The 18,541-nt window shown below is 34.5% G+C and carries 23 protein-coding genes; 3 read left to right on the plus strand and 20 right to left on the minus strand.

Annotated elements, in window-relative coordinates:
• Positions 1 to 2 precede the first annotated feature (2 nt).
• Together G3A47_RS09015 and G3A47_RS09020 are read right to left on the minus strand one after the other, a co-directional pair.
• Complete coding sequence (locus G3A47_RS09015) at positions 3 to 335, minus strand: PadR family transcriptional regulator (RefSeq protein WP_047774036.1); 333 nt, start codon at positions 333 to 335, stop codon at positions 3 to 5.
• A 128-nt stretch (positions 336 to 463) separates the two neighbouring features.
• A complete protein-coding gene (locus G3A47_RS09020; RefSeq protein ID WP_243860404.1) occupies positions 464 to 943 on the minus strand; it encodes a DUF4870 domain-containing protein in 480 nt (159 codons plus the stop codon).
• Positions 944 to 1,174: 231 nt separating this feature from the next.
• Between G3A47_RS09020 and G3A47_RS09025 the strand changes: the two genes are divergently transcribed.
• Complete coding sequence (locus G3A47_RS09025) at positions 1,175 to 1,627, plus strand: DUF4442 domain-containing protein (protein ID WP_166921834.1); 453 nt, start codon at positions 1,175 to 1,177, stop codon at positions 1,625 to 1,627.
• A 457-nt stretch (positions 1,628 to 2,084) separates the two neighbouring features.
• Here the strand turns inward: G3A47_RS09025 and G3A47_RS09030 are convergent, their stop codons facing one another.
• The 8 genes from G3A47_RS09030 to G3A47_RS09065 form a co-directional block, all read right to left on the minus strand.
• On the minus strand, positions 2,085 to 2,273 hold the full coding sequence (locus G3A47_RS09030) for a hypothetical protein (RefSeq protein ID WP_166921835.1): 189 nt from the start codon (positions 2,271 to 2,273) through the stop codon (positions 2,085 to 2,087).
• A gap of 158 nt (positions 2,274 to 2,431) precedes the next feature.
• Positions 2,432 to 2,743: a hypothetical protein gene (locus G3A47_RS09035; protein ID WP_166921836.1), complete on the minus strand. Its 312-nt coding sequence runs from the start codon at positions 2,741 to 2,743 to the stop codon at positions 2,432 to 2,434.
• 183 nt (positions 2,744 to 2,926) lie between these two features.
• Positions 2,927 to 5,161: a multicopper oxidase family protein gene (locus G3A47_RS09040; RefSeq protein ID WP_166921837.1), complete on the minus strand. Its 2,235-nt coding sequence runs from the start codon at positions 5,159 to 5,161 to the stop codon at positions 2,927 to 2,929.
• A gap of 79 nt (positions 5,162 to 5,240) precedes the next feature.
• A complete protein-coding gene (locus tag G3A47_RS09045) occupies positions 5,241 to 5,411 on the minus strand; it encodes a hypothetical protein (RefSeq protein ID WP_166921838.1) in 171 nt (56 codons plus the stop codon).
• A gap of 85 nt (positions 5,412 to 5,496) precedes the next feature.
• Positions 5,497 to 6,057, minus strand: coding sequence for a helix-turn-helix domain-containing protein (locus G3A47_RS09050; RefSeq protein ID WP_166921839.1), 561 nt, complete (start codon positions 6,055 to 6,057; stop codon positions 5,497 to 5,499).
• Between the two features lie 2 nt (positions 6,058 to 6,059).
• Positions 6,060 to 6,590: a DUF3347 domain-containing protein gene (locus tag G3A47_RS09055; protein ID WP_166921840.1), complete on the minus strand. Its 531-nt coding sequence runs from the start codon at positions 6,588 to 6,590 to the stop codon at positions 6,060 to 6,062.
• A gap of 363 nt (positions 6,591 to 6,953) precedes the next feature.
• Positions 6,954 to 7,340, minus strand: a complete 387-nt coding sequence (locus G3A47_RS09060) for a hypothetical protein (protein WP_166921841.1) — start codon at positions 7,338 to 7,340, stop codon at positions 6,954 to 6,956.
• 69 nt (positions 7,341 to 7,409) lie between these two features.
• A complete protein-coding gene (locus G3A47_RS09065) occupies positions 7,410 to 8,243 on the minus strand; it encodes an AraC family transcriptional regulator (RefSeq protein ID WP_166921842.1) in 834 nt (277 codons plus the stop codon).
• Positions 8,244 to 8,345: 102 nt separating this feature from the next.
• Between G3A47_RS09065 and G3A47_RS09070 the strand changes: the two genes are divergently transcribed.
• Positions 8,346 to 9,521 carry an MFS transporter gene (locus G3A47_RS09070; RefSeq protein ID WP_166921843.1) on the plus strand — a complete coding sequence of 392 codons (1,176 nt, stop codon included), beginning with the start codon at positions 8,346 to 8,348 and terminating at the stop codon, positions 9,519 to 9,521.
• Positions 9,522 to 9,860: 339 nt separating this feature from the next.
• Here the strand turns inward: G3A47_RS09070 and metQ are convergent, their stop codons facing one another.
• From metQ to G3A47_RS09090, 4 genes are all read right to left on the minus strand, one after another.
• Positions 9,861 to 10,679: a methionine ABC transporter substrate-binding lipoprotein MetQ gene (gene metQ / locus G3A47_RS09075; RefSeq protein ID WP_166921844.1), complete on the minus strand. Its 819-nt coding sequence runs from the start codon at positions 10,677 to 10,679 to the stop codon at positions 9,861 to 9,863.
• Between the two features lie 29 nt (positions 10,680 to 10,708).
• The gene (gene metI / locus G3A47_RS09080) at positions 10,709 to 11,362 is read right to left on the minus strand and encodes a methionine ABC transporter permease MetI (RefSeq protein ID WP_166921845.1); all 654 of its coding nucleotides are present in this window, start codon (positions 11,360 to 11,362) and stop codon (positions 10,709 to 10,711) included.
• Entirely contained in the window at positions 11,355 to 12,386 is a 1,032-nt protein-coding gene (metN, locus tag G3A47_RS09085; protein ID WP_166921846.1) for a methionine ABC transporter ATP-binding protein MetN, read from the minus strand. Before metN ends, metI begins: the two co-directional genes overlap by 8 nt.
• A gap of 277 nt (positions 12,387 to 12,663) precedes the next feature.
• Entirely contained in the window at positions 12,664 to 13,227 is a 564-nt protein-coding gene (locus G3A47_RS09090; protein ID WP_166921847.1) for a DUF6642 family protein, read from the minus strand.
• A 291-nt stretch (positions 13,228 to 13,518) separates the two neighbouring features.
• Between G3A47_RS09090 and G3A47_RS09095 the strand changes: the two genes are divergently transcribed.
• Positions 13,519 to 14,712, plus strand: a complete 1,194-nt coding sequence (locus G3A47_RS09095) for a carboxypeptidase-like regulatory domain-containing protein (protein WP_166921848.1) — start codon at positions 13,519 to 13,521, stop codon at positions 14,710 to 14,712.
• A gap of 11 nt (positions 14,713 to 14,723) precedes the next feature.
• On the opposite strand, the gene G3A47_RS09100 is transcribed toward G3A47_RS09095, so the two are convergent.
• From G3A47_RS09100 to G3A47_RS09125, 6 genes are all read right to left on the minus strand, one after another.
• Positions 14,724 to 15,104: a hypothetical protein gene (locus G3A47_RS09100; RefSeq protein ID WP_208328351.1), complete on the minus strand. Its 381-nt coding sequence runs from the start codon at positions 15,102 to 15,104 to the stop codon at positions 14,724 to 14,726.
• A gap of 380 nt (positions 15,105 to 15,484) precedes the next feature.
• Positions 15,485 to 15,898 carry a hypothetical protein gene (locus tag G3A47_RS09105; RefSeq protein WP_166921849.1) on the minus strand — a complete coding sequence of 138 codons (414 nt, stop codon included), beginning with the start codon at positions 15,896 to 15,898 and terminating at the stop codon, positions 15,485 to 15,487.
• Between the two features lie 39 nt (positions 15,899 to 15,937).
• Positions 15,938 to 16,288, minus strand: coding sequence for a DUF2200 domain-containing protein (locus G3A47_RS09110; protein WP_166921850.1), 351 nt, complete (start codon positions 16,286 to 16,288; stop codon positions 15,938 to 15,940).
• 31 nt (positions 16,289 to 16,319) lie between these two features.
• Complete coding sequence (locus G3A47_RS09115) at positions 16,320 to 16,697, minus strand: VOC family protein (protein ID WP_166921851.1); 378 nt, start codon at positions 16,695 to 16,697, stop codon at positions 16,320 to 16,322.
• A gap of 152 nt (positions 16,698 to 16,849) precedes the next feature.
• Positions 16,850 to 17,233 carry a VOC family protein gene (locus G3A47_RS09120; RefSeq protein ID WP_166921852.1) on the minus strand — a complete coding sequence of 128 codons (384 nt, stop codon included), beginning with the start codon at positions 17,231 to 17,233 and terminating at the stop codon, positions 16,850 to 16,852.
• 237 nt (positions 17,234 to 17,470) lie between these two features.
• A complete protein-coding gene (locus G3A47_RS09125; RefSeq protein ID WP_166921853.1) occupies positions 17,471 to 18,373 on the minus strand; it encodes a helix-turn-helix domain-containing protein in 903 nt (300 codons plus the stop codon).
• Positions 18,374 to 18,541 lie beyond the last annotated feature (168 nt).

Below are 18,541 nucleotides of genomic sequence, written 5' to 3' on the forward strand. Positions count from 1 at the left end.
GACTATTGTTTTTGATTGGTGATTAGTTTTACGGCGTCAGACAATTCTGTCCAGGTGCCGCTAAGTTCGTTTAAAAATGTTTGTCCTATCTCGGTTAATCCATAATATTTTCGTGGTGGTCCTGAAGTTGATTCTTCCCAACGATAATTTAGTAAGCCGTCGTTTTTCAATCTAGTTAAAAGCGGATAAACAGTTCCTTCAACAACTAGTAATTTAGCGTTTTTTAAAGTGTCTAATATTTCTGAAGTATATGCGTCTTTTTCTTTTAATACCGATAAGATGCAAAACTCAAGAACACCTTTGCGCATCTGTGCTTTTGTGTTTTCAATGTTCATAATTTCATTTTGTTTTTTTTAGATTGAACAATTCGTTTTTTGATTGATGATGATGATTGATGATTGATTCCGAATTTATTCTGTTTGAATTAGCTCGTATTTCAGGTATAACTTTTAATCTATTGTGATTATTTTATAAATGGAATTGTCATTGGGTATTTGTAATATTCTCCGTTTGATGTTTTTATAGAAGCATAAATGATCAAAAAGAACTCTACTATTTTTAACATTCCAAAGAGTAAAACTGCCGTTGCCCCAACACTCAATAATCCGATATGTCCATCAAAATTGAAATTTCTGATTACGTAGTTGTCGTCGTTAATAATAGCTTCCATCGGAATATTTTGTAACACTACACTAATGAAAATCGGAATGGCAATTAAGGCCAGAATCAAAGTGTAAAGCAATAAACTCAATTGAAAATTCAATACCTGTTTTCCGTGGTGATTTACAAATTCTGATTTGTCTTTGTAACTCGTCCAAATCAGGATTGGAAAAATATAATTTCCAAACGGAATAAAATATTGAGTTAAAGTACTTAAATGCGTGAACGTTGCAGTGTTCTTGTCTGATGTTGTTTCCATGATGAGTGGTGTTGGTGTTTCCATGATTAAAAGTATATAGTAATTTCTTATGCAAATATATATCCAAAAGACAGTATCTTGTTTTGCATAGTACCAAATATTAACAAAATTTTAACATATATTGGAATTTAAAGATGACTTAAAAAGGCTGAAAATCAATGTTAATACCTGTGTTTATAAGGCTTTCAGGAAAGTAATCGGAATTTATTGTGCGTGCATAGTTTTTTTGTATTTTTACATAAAAAAATAAAGGATATGGCAGTTTCAGTTTCCAAGCTCAACAAATTTGTATTATTCAAATTACCATCAGCATACATTTGTGGTGTTCGCGTAAAAGCAATCAGCAAAGACAGTTGTGTTGTAAGTGTAAAACACCGCTGGATTAATCAGAACCCGTTTAATTCGATGTATTTTGCCGTTCAGGCTATGGCAGCCGAGCTAACAACAGGAGCCTTGGTGATTTCTCAAATTCAGGAAAGCGGAAGAAAAATTTCTATGTTGGTAGCCAATAACAAAGGAAACTTTACTAAAAAAGCAACAGGCCGAATTACATTTGCCTGCAATGATGGACACTTAATAGCCGAGGCAATTCAGCAAACGATTGCAACCGGTGAAGGACAAACCTTCTGGATGAAATCTATAGGAACCAATGAAGAAGGCGTTCAGGTTTCAGAAATGGATTTTGAATGGAGTGTTCGACTGAAATAAATAATAAATACGAACTATTGTCATAATACTGTCATTTCGAAGCACGAGGAATCACACATGAAGCTCGATACTGTATGTTGCCAATCTTTGTCGAATTACTAGTTTGATTCCTCGTACCTGGGAATGACAAATGACTACTTACTTCGTTTACTATATCATTTACAGAAATGACAGTAAAACGTTTGTAATTCCTCATTCGGAATGACAAATGACTACTTACTTCGTTTACTGTATCATTTACAGGAATGACAGTAAAACGTTCGTGATTCCTCATTCGGAATGACAAAAGAACGATAGGTATGTTGTTGTAAATAAAAAGATTACGGTTTTAAAAAAAACTTTGTGTTCTTTGCGTAAATCTTTGCGAGCTTAGCGGTTAAATAATATTCACAACAGTAATGAAAAAAGCCGTTTCAAATCCAATTTGAAACGGCTTCGTTGTAACATTAAAAAAGGATTACTTCTTTTTTGAGCAACATTTTTTACTGTCTTTTTTAGACATGTCACAAGTTTTTCCTTCTGCTTTAGATTTTTCTTTGCTCGCCGTTTTTGAAGTAGCATCTTTTTTAGCTTCCGGTTTAGTTTCCTGAGCAGATACACCAATTGTAAATAAGGCAATGGCCAATACTGTAATTACTTTTGTCATTTTTTGTGTTTTTGAGGGTTGATGATTTAATTTTTGAACATATCAAATATAATAGGATTTATGATTCGTAAGAATAGGTGTACTGTTAATGTTTTGTAAAAAGTGAAGGATTAGATGTGAAAATTTATGCTGTAAGCATTTTTGAATCGATTTTCTCGCTATTCTTCCTCCTGATCGTATGATCTTTTAATAAAAAATTGAATTAGGATTACGACCAATAAAAGTATAAAAATTAAAAATTCCAATGCCATTAAACCCGCACCAGCTGCTCCACAACGTAATTGCCCATCCGATTGCGCCCCCAGATTGTTGGTAAAGTTTGTTAAAGCAAGAAAAGAGAATACAATTTGTAAAAGAATATTAAGCAGAGATATCGTAGAGAAAGTCAATTTAATGTCTTGCCCTATGGCTTTTCGTCCAAATATAATCTGGGAAATTAAAGGTAACATAAGAAGTAGAAGTGGGGACATGTAATTTATTTAAAGTGATTTTATAGATTGTTTTCACCTTTCAAAAGTAATGCCATTAAATTATACCATGCCTTTTTATTCTATCACTTACTTTCTACACTTAATTTAAGATAAAAAAGTAAGTGATGTAAGTTAAATCTTTTGATATGAACTTACATCACTTATATATTTTAAAACCAGGGATTAATAATTCAGATTAACACCAAACCCAACGCCCATATCACTATCATAATGTGTTGTGATTCCAAAGTTTCGGGCTACGATATACTTTAAGCCTGCCATATATTCCTTATCTGTATTCCACATTAAATTCATTCGTAAACGTCTGGACAAAGGAATGTCTTTTCGCTCGAATTGCACACGAACATTTCCATCAGTAAAGACTTCAACCTGTGCTTTTACCAGCATTGGTAAAGTGTATTCTAAACCTGCGCTAAAAACATGACGACTGTCTTTGGTGTTTTTTTGTCCGAAAAGATTTTGTTCCTGTTCGTCCATTCCCATTTTTCTGTAACGCCAGTCAAAACCAATAAAAGGCATCAATCGTTGATTTTTTCCTACGTAACGTCCGATATGTGTTTCGGTTTCGTAACCGTGACGATCATTATAACCCAATCTCCATTCGGTTCCAATGCTCCAACGGGTATTGCTGAACATTGCTTCACCATCATTTCCGTTGGTAGCAAAATCATTTTCTGCCATAAAATGAAACATTCTATCGTCCATTTTGAGCATTTTGTAAGCCATTTTCGGGTCTTTAATCAACGGGTTTGGTGCTGAGTTTTCGTAACTGAAAATACGTCCCATCCCGGCCATCATATGATATAAAATGTGACAGTGAAAAAACCAGTCGCCATCAGCATTTGCCTGAAATTCGATCGTATCCGTTTCCATTGGCATGATATCAATTACATTTTTTAGAGGGGAGTAATCGCCATGTTCGTTTAGAACTCTAAAATCGTGTCCGTGTAAGTGCATCGGGTGACGCATCATTGATCCGTTGTACATGACAATTCTAACAGTTTCTCTTTTTTTAATCAAGATTTTATCGGTTTCAGAAATTACTTTATTGTCCAAGCTCCAGACATAACGATTCATGTTTCCGGACAATTCAAAACGTAATTCTTTTACAGGTGCATCTTTTGGAAGTGTTGTTATGGTTGGCGATTTCAGCATTCCGTAATTTAGGGTCACAATTTCTGCGGTCTCTGTGCTGTCACTTGCCATTTGCATTCCTTCCATGTTATGTTGCGAATGATCCATTGGCTTTGCATTTTTGTCTTCGCCTGTAATCTCGGGATACATTACAGCATTCATGTCCATTTTATTTAAGGTCATTTTCATGCCCATATCATTCATGTCGCCATTCATTTTCATCATATCGTTCATCATTTTCATTCCTTCAAAATATTTTAATTTTGGAAGGTGAGCAATAGGCTGTTTAACACCATTACCTAAAAACAGAGAGGCAGAGCCTGTTCGATCTTCGGCTGTAGCCAAAAAAGCAAAGGATTTATGGTCTTCGGGAACAGTAACTACAATATCGTAGGTTTCAGAAACAGCAATAATCAAACGATCGACCTCTACAGGTTCAACATCGTTACCATCGCTGGCTACGACTGTTATTTTTCCGCCTCCGTACGTGAGCCAGAAATAACTTGATGCGCCTCCGTTGGCAATTCGAAGTCTGACTTTTTCTCCGGGTTTGAATTGCGAAAGCTGATCTTGATTTTTACCGTTAATCAGAAACTTTTCATAATACACATCGCTTACATCCATGGCATTCATTCGTTTTACCTCATTGATGATTTTGGTAGAAAAATGGCCTTGTTTAATGGCTTCTGCATAGCTTTGAGTTGTTCCTTTTTTTATGGCAAACCAATCATTGGCATTGTGCAGCATTCGTTGTACGTTTTCGGGTTTCAAATCGGTCCATTCGCTCAGAATAACCGGAACTGTTGGTAAATCGTCTATGCCTTTTCTGAAAGTTGGATCGTCTTTCTTTTTATTGATGATAAAAAGACCGTACAAACCCACTTGCTCCTGAAGTCCGGAATGACTATGGTACCAATACGTTCCATTTTGAATAATGGGGAAACTATACTTATGTGTCGTTTTTGGCGCAATTGGCATTTGGGTCAGATAAGGAACTCCGTCTTCTTTGTTCGGTAAAAATAAACCGTGCCAATGCAGAGCAGTATTTTCCTTTAATTCGTTATGAACATAGATTTCGGCAATATCTCCTTCAGTAAAAGTTAAAGTAGGCATTGGGATCTGACCGTTTACGGCAAAAGCATGTTTGTTTTTTCCTGAAAAATTGACGATGGTATCGCGTACGTACAAATCGTAACGTACAATTTTTTGAGCTTTCATTGTCACGGCAAGAAAAAAAGCTAAAATAATATAGTAGACTTTCATAAGATTTTAAAGTTTTAAATTTCGCAATCGCAACGCATTTACGATTGCAGATACAAAGCTAAGGTCATCGATAGAGGAACTAACAGTGATGAATTTTTTTTGTTGCAACATGTTTGTCCATTGCGATGTTTGCTGTTGGCGGCTCTAAACGCACGACGGCTTGAACGTCTTTAATTGTGTTTAAAACGCACTCTGCTTTGGTACGATAACCATTGCACGACATTTCTGAAATTACATATTGATGTGTCATTGCTTTGTTCTTTTACTATTACAATGCAAATTTCCGAAGTAACGCTTATTTCTTGTTGTATAATTTTGTGATTGATTTGTAAGATTTACAAATTCTCAATATGGATGCGTTTCTTGTCTTTCAGCTGTTTAAAATTGGTGGGTGTGAAACCTGTAACTTTCTTAAATTGATTGCTTAAATGTGCTACATTACTATAGTTTAGTAAATCGGCAATTTCGCTAAGTGAAAGTTCATTGTAAATCAATAATTCTTTTACTTTTTCTATTTTTTGGCTGATGAAATACTTTTCGATAGTTGTGTTTTCAATTTCCGAGAATGAATTACTGAGCATACTGTAATCCTGATTGAGGTTTTTGACCAAATAATCGGATAAGTTGATTTTGAGTTCATTGTTTTTACGATGAACCAGATCGATAATAAGTGTTTTTATTTTCTCGATCGTTTTGCTTTTTTTATCATCAATCAATTCAAAACCCAATGCGTTCAGATTTTGGATCAAAGTTTCTTTTTGACTCTCTGGGAGGGTATTCTGTAATTCAACTTCTCCCAATTCTACAGAAATAGTTGGAAGTCCGAGCTTTTCAAACTCAGACTTCACCACCATTTGACATCTGCTGCATACCATGTTTTTGATATAGAGCGTCATATTTATTTGATTGTTTCTACCACATTTCCACAAGTCAGCATTGATGCTCCGTAGTACGGATTTTTAACTGCTTTTTCTTTGCTTAACCAATTTGCATCTGCCATTGGGCAATATTGGTAATAAACAGGCTGAGACGGGTTGGATGCTTTAATCAGTTCGTAGGTGTTTTTAGACAACGATTTAAAAGTCTCACGTTGTTTTTTAAGATCCTGATTAGACGAAATTGCTTTAGCATCGGAAGTCATTTTTTTCATGACTTTCATCCAGGCATTGTGTTCGTTGTTTTTTAGTTTGTCCATTTTTACAGCGCCAATTGAAGCTAATAAAGTGGTCGCTTTCGCAGAAGATGTTTTTGCGTCGCTTTTGATTAAGGCGTCTTTCAAAGCAAAATAATTGTCAAAAACAGCTTGAAGCGGATTAGCATCCTGAACGTCTTCTGTTACTAATTGAGATTTTAGTTCGTTTGCTGCTACTGTATTTGCAGATAGGGCTATAGTGATTGCTGCTAAAACAGCTTTTATTGTATTTTTCATTTGATATGTTTTTTAAAGGATTTGAATATCCATGTTAAATTGTTTTTTTACGCCCTTGCGTGAAAATTTAACTGCAAAGACGAAAAGCTTTTTGCACGCAGATTGAGCAGATTAAGCCGATATTTTTGTTTTGTTATTTTGATAAAGACAATCTGAATAAATCCGCTAAATCTGCGTGAAAAATTTCACTGCGAACATAAGAGTTCGCAAGGTTCTGCGCAAAAGGGTGCTATTTATTGTTCGTAAAGCAAAGTGTTCTTATTCTGATTTTCAGGTTTTCCAAAGAAACTGAGACTGTAGGCTGAGATTGAAAACGGAAATTTTCATTCCGACAAAACCCACCTATGGCTGTTACGAATAGAATTATTTTATTTTAGGGGGCAACCAAATAGAGGTGAAACCATCAGAAATGTTGGCTTCGTTGTAATAGGAAATTGTTTTTTCTGTTGAGAAATTGAAAACATTATTCTGAAAATCAAAATCATTAGAAGATGGAATGCTAAAGGACAAAGAAGAGGTAGTACAATTGCTGTGACTGCATTTTCCATCACAATCATGTTTGTCTTTTTTTGAATGATCTTCTTTTTTGCAGCAGTCTTCTGTGCATTGGCTGTTTTCCTTTTCGGTTGAGGTGATTTCTTTTTTAGAATCGCTTTTTTCCGTTTTACTTTCACAAGCATAACCGGAACTTGGCATCAGGAAGAAACCAACGGTTAAGATGAAAAATAATATGTAGACTTTTTTCGTCAAGGAAAATTTATTTAGAATACAAATTTAGATAAAAATAGTGAGTTTCAACATATTTTAGTTTTTCCATAACTAAAGTCTTTTAAAATCGGTGGGATTCATATTTTTTCTTTTTCGGAAATAATGCGATAAATGACTTTCATCTGTAAAGCCAAATTCGTGCGCAATTTGTTTAACTGACAATTGATTGTTTTGAAATCGTTTTTCGATCAAAGTAGTTCGTAAATTGTGAATGTAATCCCGATAGCTAATCGAAAAAGTCCTTTTGAAATAGGCACTAAAATAGGTTTGGGCAATATTAAAATGAGTCGCGATTACTTTAATCTGAACCAATTTGGGCTGATAAATATGCTGATGAATATAGGACGTAATTTGCTCGTTGTCGATTGCATTTCCTTTAACAACAAGATGCATACCCCGCATGGTTTCCTTTATTAATCCAAAAATAGAAAGGATTTGATAAAATACTATTGGAGAATTGGAGATATCGGTTTCGCAATTGTAGGCTGCAATGTTTTCTATCGTATTTTTTAATATAGTTTTGCAGGGATCATCTAATTTCAGAACTGTCTCTTTTAATGTTTTATCGCGCATGAAGCTTTCCGGAGTATGAATTAAAAATTCATCGCAGGTCAGGTTTTGTTTCGAATTGAAATAGTGATCCGTAAACTTGATATAAAAAAAACGAGTGCTTTTTTTTATGTCAAAATAATGTTCGTCATCCGGAGAAATCACAAATAAATCACCTGCTTTATAAGGCAGAAAGTTGTGGTTTAAATGATGAATTCCGTTTCCTTTTTTGATGTAAATAATCTCATAATAGCTGTGTGTGTGCGGTGGAAGATGAAATTTTTCGTCTTCAAATTCATCTATTACAAGTGTTTTGAATTGATTTAATCTTGACATAACATAAATATACAAGTTTATATCGTAAATATACAATTATTTTTTAAAGCAACGGACTTAAATTTGCGTCATAGAAAATCTATCCCTTTCTTGTAAAAACAAATGAAAAAAAGTCTTATTGCGCTGTCATTAGGTGGTTTAACTATCGGTATTACGGAGTTTGTAATGATGGGTTTATTACCTGATATTGCTTCAGATATGAATGTTTCGATTCCGGTAGCCGGATATTTGATTTCGGCTTATGCTCTTGGAGTTGTTATTGGAGCTCCTTTATTAGTGATCCTTGGAAGAAATTATGCTCCCAAGAAAATGCTTTTGATTTTAGCTTTGATGCTGACTGTTTTTAACGCTCTTTCGATCATTGCACCGGATTACAATTTTTTATTCGCTTCGAGATTTTTATCCGGATTGCCGCATGGTGCATTTTTCGGAGTAGGAGCGGTAGTAGCGAGTCGTTTGGCAGATAAAGGCAAAGAAGCTCAGGCGATTGCCATTATGTTTTCGGGTTTGACATTGGCAAATCTTATCGGAGTACCGATTGGAACTTATATTGGACACCATTTTATCTGGCGCTATACGTTTATACTTATCGCAGCTGTCGGTCTACTTACTTTTTTGTTTCTCTATTTATGGATGCCTAATCTTGAGAAAAATCAAAATGTAAATATGAGAACACAATTAAAATTTTTCCAGCAGATTGATGCATGGCTAATAATAGGAATCACCGCTGTAGGTTTTGGCGGATTATTTGCCTGGATCAGTTATATCGCACCTTTATTGACGAATGTATCTAAATTTGCATCGGAAGATGTTTCGTATATTTTGATTCTGGCGGGCTTAGGAATGGTTGTTGGGAATTTCTTAGGAGGTAAACTGGCAGATAAATTTTCACCGGCACCGACCACATTAGCGTTATTGTTTGTAATGTCGGTAGATTTGATTTTAGTTTACTTTTTCTCTTTCAATCAATACGCTTCTTTGTTTTTTACTTTCTTGACAGGGGCTATTTCTTTTTCTGTAATTGCACCTATTCAAATGTTAATGATTCGTACGGCAAAAGATGCAGAAATGATTGCTTCTGCTTCTTTGCAGGGAAGTTTTAATATAGGAAATGCACTAGGCGCTTTCCTTGGTGGATTGCCTCTTGCCGCTGGCTATAGTTATGCTTCACCAAATCTTATCGGTGTTGGAATGTCTGTTGTTGGTATGATTATCACTTTTGTTCTTATTCAGAGAAGAAGCACTGCAGTAGAATTACAGGAAGTTAAGGTTGCTTAATTTTTTTTAATGCAGGAATATTGTTTTGCTAAAATGTAAAAATGCTTCGCTTTGTCTTTAAATTATGCCACAGATTAAAAGATTATAGGGATTAATGATTTGCATGAAATTGGTATACGAAGTAGAAGCTTGATTTGTGTGGGTCGGAAAAACATTTCAAGTCATAAGAGACCCGAGAAATAAAAACTTTCGTAATAAAAAAAGATCCGTTTTTACAAAGTAAATTTGTTTCATCCGCATAAAAATCCCGTTCCCTATAGTCTCAAAAGATAGAGTTTAACCCATAAAAAAAGGCTGAAATATTACTTTTCAGCCTTTTTCGTATTCGAAAAAATGATTTTACCAACCTTTTACTGCTCCACCTTTAAATTCTTTATCGGCAGCTTTTTCAACTTCTGCAGATTGGAAAGCTTTTAAGAATTTAAGCACTTTCGCATCATTTTTATTGTCTTCTCTTGAAACCACCAAATTTACATACGGTGAATCTTTATCTTCCACAAATAAAGCATCTCTTGACGGAACAAGTCCTGCTTGTGATGAGAATGTATTGTTGATAATGGCTATCGTTACATTTTGATCGTCTAATGTTCTTGGGATTTGTGGAGCTTCTAATTCTAAGATTTTTAAATTCTTCGGATTTTCAGCAATGTCAATTACTTTTGGTAAAAGACCAACATTGTCTTTAAGTTTTAAGAGACCATTTTTTTGAAGCAATAATAACGAACGTCCACCATTTGTTGGATCATTCGGAATCACAATAGTACTTCCCGGTTTTAGTTCAGCCAAACTTTTTATTTTTTTAGAATAAGCAGCGATTGGATAAATGAAAGTTTTACCAATGATGGCCAATTTGTAGCCCCTTTGTTTAGATTGAGCATCAAGATAAGGTTTGTGCTGAAAAGCGTTGGCGTCAATGTCACCTTGGTTTAAAGCTTCGTTTGGTACCACATAATCGTTAAAAGAAACCAATTCAACTTCTAAACCATATTTGTCTTTTGCTACTTTTTGTGCTACTTGCGCAACAGTATATTCAGGTCCTGTAGCAACGCCAATTTTGATGTGGTTGGGATCGTTTTTCTTGTCTTTTCCACAGTTTGCAAGTGTTAGCGTTAAGATTAGGATTCCTGAAAGTATCGAAAATTTATTTTTTGTATTCATGTTTTTACTTTAAAAATTAAAAGAGAAGTTTATCTGTGATCGAAATATTTGGAAAGTTTATCTCCTGTAAATTGTATGATAAACACAAGAGCAACAAGTAAAATTAAAACGGTATTCATAATGGTTGCATCGTAACCAATATAACCATATTGATACCCAATTTGTCCAAGTCCGCCAGCACCAACAGCTCCACCCATTGCAGAATATCCAACAAGGGTTATTAAGGTAATTGAGGCAGCATTTATAAGTGATGGAAGTGCTTCCGGCAATAAAACTTTATATACAATTTGAAAGGGTGTAGCACCTAATGCTCTTGCGGCTTCAATTAAACCCGATGGCAAACTCAGTAAACTGTTTTCTACCAATCTTGCAATAAACGGAGCAGCTCCAATGCTTAACGGAACCAAGGCTGCACTAACTCCAATCGAAGTCCCAACCAAAGCTCTCGTAAATGGAATCATCCAGACAATTAGAATAATAAACGGAATGGATCTAAAGATATTTATAAGTACCGAAAGAATTCGGTTGAATAAAACGTGCTCTAGAATCTGACCTTTTCGGGTAAGAAATAGCAATATTCCCGAAGGAAGGCCCAATAAAAAACCGAAGAAACCGGCTAAAAAGGTCATTACAATAGTTTCTAATGTACCTTGTAATAGTAGTGTTATAATAGATTCAGACATAGCCTAATATTTCTGTTTTTACGTGTTTGTCATTAAAAAATTGAATTGCTTCTTTTTGCTGTGTTTCATTACCTGATAATTCGACGATAAGAATTCCGAAATTGGTTTCGCCTGCATAAGCCGTTTGTGCCGTTATAATATTGGCATTCACACCAAACTGAATGGCAGCCTGAGTAAGAATGGGTTCATTTACCGATTTCCCGTTCAGCTCTAAGCGTAATAAAGGAAATAAACCTTCTTTATAAACCGATTCTAAACGGTCCTGATACAATTCCGGAATTTCAATATGCAGAGAGGAAGCTATAAATTCACGTGTCAGTTCATTTTTCGGATTGGCAAATATTTCGCCCACAGTTCCCTGCTCAATTAATCTTCCATTGCTGATTACGGCGACCTCATCACAAATTGCTTTTACGACCTCCATTTGGTGTGTAATCAGTAAAATGGTAATGTTCAGGCGTTTGTTGATGTCTTTTAATAAGTTTAAAATCGATCTTGTGGTTCCCGGATCTAATGCACTTGTTGCTTCATCACACAAAAGAACTTTGGGATTATTGGCTAAAGTTCTCGCAATAGCGACACGTTGTTTTTGCCCGCCGGAAAGACTTGCAGGATAATCATTGATTTTTTCAGCCAGTCCAACCAGTTCTACTAATTCCATCACACGCTCTTTGATCGTGCTTTTAGAAACGCCTGCCAGTTCTAATGGAAAAGCGACATTCTCAAAAACGGTTCTTGAAGATAAAAGATTAAAATGTTGAAAAATCATTCCGATTTGCCTTCTTTCCTGCGCTAATTGAGAATTATTTAATTGTAATAGTGATTTGCCATCGACAATTACATCGCCGGAAGTTGGTTTTTCAAGTAGATTAATACAACGGATCAGGGTGCTTTTTCCTGCTCCTGAGGTACCGATAACGCCAAAGACTTTACCTGCAGGAACGTGAAGTGATACATCCTGAAGGGCAGTAATTTCTCTTCCTGTTTTATAAAACTTTTTAGTAATATTTTTTAATTCTATCATATTCTGGTATTTCTAGTCGATTTGAAGAGTAAAAAGAAAAACATAATCTTTCTAAATTTCGCTGCAAATGTAAGTCACATTTTTTTTATAACAAAATCTATCGGCTAAGTAGAATATTAATTAGATGTTAATTATTGCCTTGAAAAGCTGCTTTTTATTCAGGAATCCTCAGAATCAGAGGGGTGATACTTGTAATTTTTAATTTTGTGGTTTGTTTAGCCTTGGTCTTCAGTTTCGGTTTTTTATTACAGTTTGTGACCGCAAAACGGAAATTTTCCTAGTAATAAAGTCTGAAATCGAGTAGTTTACAAAGATTGTAATGTTTCTGATACAGTTCTTCAACCACTTCGGTGAGGTCATCGTTCTCCTGATATAAAGAAAAGAAAGCCTTGTCGATGGTGCTGTAGCTGGCAATTTTGTTATAGGTAGATCCATAACCCGAAATGGCACGTGCTCCGGTGATGTCCAAAAAGTATTGTGCCTCCTCTTTGGTCAGGTCCAAGATTTTCCTGTTTGCAAAATGAATTACTTTTCCTTTCATCTTTCCTTCAAAGAGCTCGGCTATTTCTTCGAGACTATAATAATAATCGTGTAGGCAAATATTATTAGGCTCTCCGGGCATTACTAAATAAATGATTTCATAATCTTTAAAATTATGATCTTCGTAAAGTAATATGTTGAGACTTTCTTCTAATCCTTCGATAGTGTCGCAGGTTCTGTAAATACTGGCGATGCCTTGGTCAATTGCAATTTCTTCTAAATTTCTGATAACATCAGTAGCAGTATCTGTTTCTACGTCAGGAACGCCTTCTAAGCAGAAAATAAATTTATCATAATCCATTGCCATTGTGTTTTGCGGTTTTCAATAAGTAACAAAACAGTCACTTTGATTTCTTGTAACAAATGTATTTTTTATTACATAAAAATGATTACCAAAGTGGGACTTTAACGAAATTTTTATCTGAATGATGTTGGTCTCAACCTGGAATTGAGTGAAGAGTATAAGGATGACAAAAAAGCATGTATAAAATATTTAGGAACATATTTTTTTTGTAGTATAAATTATCTTTATTTGATAAAGATTTAAATCAGTGTCAGGAAGTACTATAGATCACTTAAAATAATACCACTTATGAGAATTTTAAAATGGAAGAAGCAATTAATTATAATTCTGCCCCTCCTTATGTTTCAGTTTGGACTTTCACAAAGCAGAGTTTTAGTTGTTTTCGATAAATTAACAGGTTTTGCTGTAGATAACGCAATGGTTACTTTTAGGAATCAAGACGAAAGAACATTTACAAATTCTGAAGGGAAAGCTTCCATTATTATTGGGAATGCTGGTTTGAAAATTTCGAAAATTGGTTTTGAGGATCTTGTTTTAGAGACGGAAAAAGAATTGAAGTCAGATACGGTTTTTATGATTCGTCAAGCTGTTGAACTTGATGAATTAGTTATAAAATCTTTCAATTTAAATAAAGCAATACAATATGTTTTAGATAACTATAAAGATTTATATGTTCATACTCCATTTGAAAAAGAATGCAATTTTAAAGAAACAGTGGTAGTAGATAACCAGTTAAAAAGGTTAATTGTGAGTAAAGTAAATTGGTGGGATCGAACCTATGAGTTTCAAAAAAACAGCAGGATAAAGTTAAGATTGGGGGCTATTGCTTATAATAAAAACATACCGCTTGATATCTATACTGATATGCCGGGAATTAATGAGAGCAACAGTGGTTATATAAAACCGAGTTCTTTGATTAATACAATTTATCTGAATTCGTGTCTTTCGGATTTTATCAAGTCTAAAGAGAACATAACGGGAGTTATCGAAGAATCTCCATCAGATCAGATTGTGGTGGGATTTGAGTCAGATTGGGAGATTACTAATGGAATCTCTAAAAGAACAAAGGGTAAAATTATTTTTGATAAAAAATCAAAGGCTATTTTAGAATTTTTAAACAGGATAGAATATAAGAATAAAGTAACTAAAGATATTGTAAAAGAAACCAAAAAGGAATCTGTAAAAGAAAGCACATTCATAGCTAAGAGATTGACTTTTTACAAAACAGAGAATAATTTATTTACATTAAAATCTTTTGAAGGTACTGCAGAGGTGTTAATCACTTATGATAGTAAAATTCATCCGGTTGTTTTTGAAAATTCTATTTATGTTTTAAAAGAAACAGCAATAGCAAAAGTAAATAATGAAGGTTTAATTAATCTTTCCAAACCAATTTATAAGAGTCTGCCAGCCGGAATCATTGCGAGTACGAATACGATACTTTTGAATAAACAGGAAAGTGACTTTATAAATAGTAAGTAAGACAAATTTCTTTATTCGCTATCTGAAACCAACAGCTTTTTCCACCACTTCTGTTCCGTTTTTTGAAAAATGGTGTTGATTTTTTGTGCTGGCTTTTTATGTCCGCAGGCGGCACAGAAAGAAGCTTTTGAAGTTCGATACGGTTTGTTGCAATTTTCACAAGACGAGCCATACAATACAATTCTATGGTGCATGATAACATTGGGGTCCTTTTCTTCATAACCGGAGAGTTCTTTGTAATAGTCGAGTAAATCCTTGAAGCGTTCCTGTCTGGTCATGGTACACTTTCCGGTTTCAAAACCATGGCGATACAGTTTAGTAGCCACCAAATACTCTTCTTCATTTAACATCGGAACTTCCATTTTACAACGCCAACACCAAAGATTCTTCATTGTTTTGTTTTTATTTATTCAACTTGTATGCAGTTTTGTGTAATAAACTCTCTTTAATACGGTAATAAGAAGGTTTTATTGCTAATTAGTTACATTTTTTTGCATTTGGTTACAAAAATCGTTTTTAATACAAATAAAAAAATGCGTAGAAATACCTGTTTTTTTGTGAAAAGTAAAAAGTTTGATGTTTGGGATGAGGTTCGAAGGTGCAAAGTTGCAAAGGCACAAAGGTTCAGAGGTGCAAAGTGATGTAACTGCTTGTATTTGTGATATTAAGGGTTTTAATGGGCTCCAGCTTTAGCTGGAGATAATAAGTTTACAGTGAAAAAGGCTTTAGTCAAATCTTTGCGTTTGCTATTTTGGCACAGCGGTACAAGAGGTTATGCTTGTTTAGTGGTTTTTAAAATCTTTAGTTCTACATAAATCAATCCGCAGATTATTAAGAGCTCTCCAATAAAGTAGAGTATTCCTAAAGCAGTAAGTCGGTTTATAAAAAAGAATACAAGTCCCAGTGTCGTAATGCAATAAATAGAATTGGCCAAAATGATTGGTTTTAATAATTTTTGCAGATTGGGTTTAGGTTGTATAAAGCAAAAAAAAGAATAGAAGGCAAAAAAGAATGCTGTTACCGACAGGACAGTAAGAATCTCTGTTGGCATACCAAAATAAAAATCAAAAGGCCTGAGAACAAATAGTAAAAGAGTCGCAGTTAGCAGCGCTCCTGAACCATCTATGAGGAAAATAGTTTTGGGGTTTGACCGTATTTTTTCGATTTGTTTCCCGAACAGATTCATTTGTTTTTTATTGGTTTAAAATGAGTTTTTCGATTTGGTTTAACTTCTTAAAATCTTCTCCATGGATTTTCCCTTTGCTAATTCATCAATCAATTTATCGAGATAACGAATCTTTTGCATGAGTTTATCTTCCATTTCTTCGACACGATAACCGCAGATTACACCTGTAATTTTTGAAACGTTTGCATTTATCTGTGGGGCTTCTGCGAAAAAGGTTTCAAAATCAGTTTTGTTTTCAATGAGCTGCTGTAATGTTTCATCATTGTATCCGGTGAGCCAGTAGATGATGGTATTTACTTCTTCTTTGGTACGTCCTTTTTTCTCCGCTTTATTGATATAATGCGGATAGACACTTGCAAAGGAGGTAGTAAAGATGTTGTGCTTTTTCATACTTTTTTAAAATCTTTTTCTGCTGTCTTGACTAATCATATGGTTCCCAAAGCTCGATTTTGTTTCCTTCCATATCAATAATATGAACAAACTTTCCGTAATCGTACGTTTCTATCGCATCTACAATGGTTACGCCTTCTTTTTTTAACTCTTCGACTAATGCTTCCAAGTCGGCTACTCTGTAATTAATCATAAAGTCTTTTGTTGAAGGTTCAAAATACTTTGTGTTTTCCGGAAACGGACTCCATTGTGTAGACCCATTTTTGCCGGAGTCGGATGCTTCTTTCCATTCAAAGGTGGCTCCATATTCGTTGGTATCTAAGCCTAGATGTTTTTTATACCATTCTCTCATTTTGCCGGGATCATTGCATTTAAAAAAAATGCCTCCAATGCCTGTTACTTTTTTCATTTTTGTGGTTTTAGGTTAAATCGAAACAAAATACTTTTAGGACAGGTATAAAATATTTTTTACAGCTTAGCTAAAGTATAGGGTAGTGTTGATTTATAGTTTTTTTGATCGCGAATTTTGTAGCAATTGGTTCCTTGCCGCTATCTGTAATTTTAGTCTTCTATTAACTGCTGTACGGCAATTCTGTTTCCTTCACTATCCTCAAATTCGGCTACTATAAAACCATATTTTTCATTTACGGTTTTGGGATACAAAATTATTCCGTTTTGCTCTTTTACTTTTTGTAATGTAGTATCAATATTATCGGTTCTGAAATAAATAATGACACCTTCTTTTGTAGGTTTGTAAACATCTCCTTTTGCCAGTGCTCCCGATATTCCGCTTTCAGTATCTTCAAAGGGGAAAAAGGTCATTTCATAATCGTCTATTACCTCTCTTTCAAAATTAAAACCAAATACATTTTTATAGAAACGCTCGGCACGATCCAGGTCATTTACAGGAATTTCAAAATAGATAACAGGATTTGTTTTGGTCATAGTGGTTTTGTTTTAATTAGGGCTCTCGCAGATTTTGCAGATCTAGCCGATTTAATTCAATGCAGGCAAAAAAAACATTCTTGTCTTCGAGCCATTTTTATATTGCTTTACATGCGCGATAGTTAAAATTAAAGATACTACTTATTTAGATAATTTTAATTTTTGTGTGCTGCTGTTTTTTAGATGAAAGGATTATCGCGATTATTTTGCAACTTGATAAAAAAGACAAGAAGTCAGTCAAATTTGTTCTTTTACATTGCTCCTGAAACTAAGCGGACTCACCCCGGTTTGTTTCCGGAAGAATTTTCCAAAATTTGAAGTGTCAGAAAAGTTTAAGCGGAAAGCGATCTCCGCCACGTTGAGGTCGGTGTGTTTGATCATTAGTTTTGCTTCTTTAATAATCCGGTCATTGATTAATGTGAGTACCGTTGATCCGGTTGTGGTTTTGACAGATTTGGACAAATGGCTGGCACTTACTGTGAGAAGGTCTGCATATTCTTCTACTGTTCTTTTGTTGAGATAATGCAGGTTGATCAATTGTATAAACTTTTTGGTAATTAACTGTTGTGCATTTGGCAGTTTGGTTACTTTTTGTTGTTCAATAATCTCAAATTCCTTTAACTGATAAAGCAGAGCAAAAAATTTATGTATTGCAATGTTATAAAAAGATTGAGAAGCTTCGTAGGCCAAAAACACTTCTTCGAACTGTGGCGCTATGTTTTCGTAATGGCTTTGAGTGAGTTGAAATAAATTGGTGTTTAAAGTGTCAAAGAATGGAAATTCCTGTACGAAATCTGGTTTGAAAAAATGGAAACAATCTTCCTTAAAGTAAATCAAATAGCCCTCGGTATTTTTGTCTCTGAAAAAACTATAGACCTGTCTTGGGGATTGAAAAACCAAAAAGGATTCTTTTATATTTTCTTGAGTATTGTTGTAACCCACCTGAGTGTTTCCGTTAGAAATAAGAAGAGCAACAAAATAGAAACCTCTGCGAAAGGGAGATTTGTAGATGTCTCCTTTATGTTCTGCCAGCCTCATGCAATAAAATAAAGGATTAGAAGTACGGTGCGCAACAGATACGGATTCTAAAAAGGAGTTGATACTATCGTAAAAGGGAATGTTTTCTTTCTCTTCAGGCATGTTGGTTTGTGGTGTTGGTCTAACAGAATAAAAGGTTGTTTCTAATTTATTACTTGTATTTGGCTGTATTGTACGTCAGAAATTTATACTGTTCTAGCACAGGTCTAATATCGAAAATCAAATTGAATTGTGCAATATTCAAACGATTAACTGTATTACTAAATCGAA

Source organism: Flavobacterium poyangense (genome assembly GCF_011751075.1).
GTDB classification, from domain to species: Bacteria; Bacteroidota; Bacteroidia; order Flavobacteriales; family Flavobacteriaceae; genus Flavobacterium; species Flavobacterium poyangense.

Excerpts from the sequence above, each read along its gene's own strand:
- G3A47_RS09045 (WP_166921838.1), bottom strand. The coding sequence starts at position 5,411 with ATGACACATCAATATGTAATTTCAGAAATGTCGTGCAATGGTTATCGT.
- G3A47_RS09125 (WP_166921853.1), bottom strand. The coding sequence starts at position 18,373 with ATGCCTGAAGAGAAAGAAAACATTCCCTTTTACGATAGTATCAACTCC.
- metN (WP_166921846.1), bottom strand. The coding sequence starts at position 12,386 with ATGATAGAATTAAAAAATATTACTAAAAAGTTTTATAAAACAGGAAGA.
- G3A47_RS09115 (WP_166921851.1), bottom strand. The coding sequence starts at position 16,697 with ATGAAAAAAGTAACAGGCATTGGAGGCATTTTTTTTAAATGCAATGAT.
- G3A47_RS09065 (WP_166921842.1), bottom strand. The coding sequence starts at position 8,243 with ATGTCAAGATTAAATCAATTCAAAACACTTGTAATAGATGAATTTGAA.
- metQ (WP_166921844.1), bottom strand. The coding sequence starts at position 10,679 with ATGAATACAAAAAATAAATTTTCGATACTTTCAGGAATCCTAATCTTA.
- G3A47_RS09110 (WP_166921850.1), bottom strand. The coding sequence starts at position 16,288 with ATGAAAAAGCACAACATCTTTACTACCTCCTTTGCAAGTGTCTATCCG.
- G3A47_RS09055 (WP_166921840.1), bottom strand. The coding sequence starts at position 6,590 with ATGAAAAATACAATAAAAGCTGTTTTAGCAGCAATCACTATAGCCCTA.
- G3A47_RS09105 (WP_166921849.1), bottom strand. The coding sequence starts at position 15,898 with ATGAATCTGTTCGGGAAACAAATCGAAAAAATACGGTCAAACCCCAAA.
- G3A47_RS09090 (WP_166921847.1), bottom strand. The coding sequence starts at position 13,227 with ATGGATTATGATAAATTTATTTTCTGCTTAGAAGGCGTTCCTGACGTA.
- G3A47_RS09015 (WP_047774036.1), bottom strand. The coding sequence starts at position 335 with ATGAACATTGAAAACACAAAAGCACAGATGCGCAAAGGTGTTCTTGAG.
- metI (WP_166921845.1), bottom strand. The coding sequence starts at position 11,362 with ATGTCTGAATCTATTATAACACTACTATTACAAGGTACATTAGAAACT.
- G3A47_RS09035 (WP_166921836.1), bottom strand. The coding sequence starts at position 2,743 with ATGTCCCCACTTCTACTTCTTATGTTACCTTTAATTTCCCAGATTATA.
- G3A47_RS09120 (WP_166921852.1), bottom strand. The coding sequence starts at position 17,233 with ATGACCAAAACAAATCCTGTTATCTATTTTGAAATTCCTGTAAATGAC.
- G3A47_RS09100 (WP_208328351.1), bottom strand. The coding sequence starts at position 15,104 with ATGAAGAATCTTTGGTGTTGGCGTTGTAAAATGGAAGTTCCGATGTTA.
- G3A47_RS09050 (WP_166921839.1), bottom strand. The coding sequence starts at position 6,057 with ATGACGCTCTATATCAAAAACATGGTATGCAGCAGATGTCAAATGGTG.
- G3A47_RS09040 (WP_166921837.1), bottom strand. The coding sequence starts at position 5,161 with ATGAAAGTCTACTATATTATTTTAGCTTTTTTTCTTGCCGTGACAATG.
- G3A47_RS09070 (WP_166921843.1), top strand. The coding sequence starts at position 8,346 with ATGAAAAAAAGTCTTATTGCGCTGTCATTAGGTGGTTTAACTATCGGT.
- G3A47_RS09030 (WP_166921835.1), bottom strand. The coding sequence starts at position 2,273 with ATGACAAAAGTAATTACAGTATTGGCCATTGCCTTATTTACAATTGGT.
- G3A47_RS09025 (WP_166921834.1), top strand. The coding sequence starts at position 1,175 with ATGGCAGTTTCAGTTTCCAAGCTCAACAAATTTGTATTATTCAAATTA.
- G3A47_RS09020 (WP_243860404.1), bottom strand. The coding sequence starts at position 943 with ATGGAAACACCAACACCACTCATCATGGAAACAACATCAGACAAGAAC.
- G3A47_RS09095 (WP_166921848.1), top strand. The coding sequence starts at position 13,519 with ATGAGAATTTTAAAATGGAAGAAGCAATTAATTATAATTCTGCCCCTC.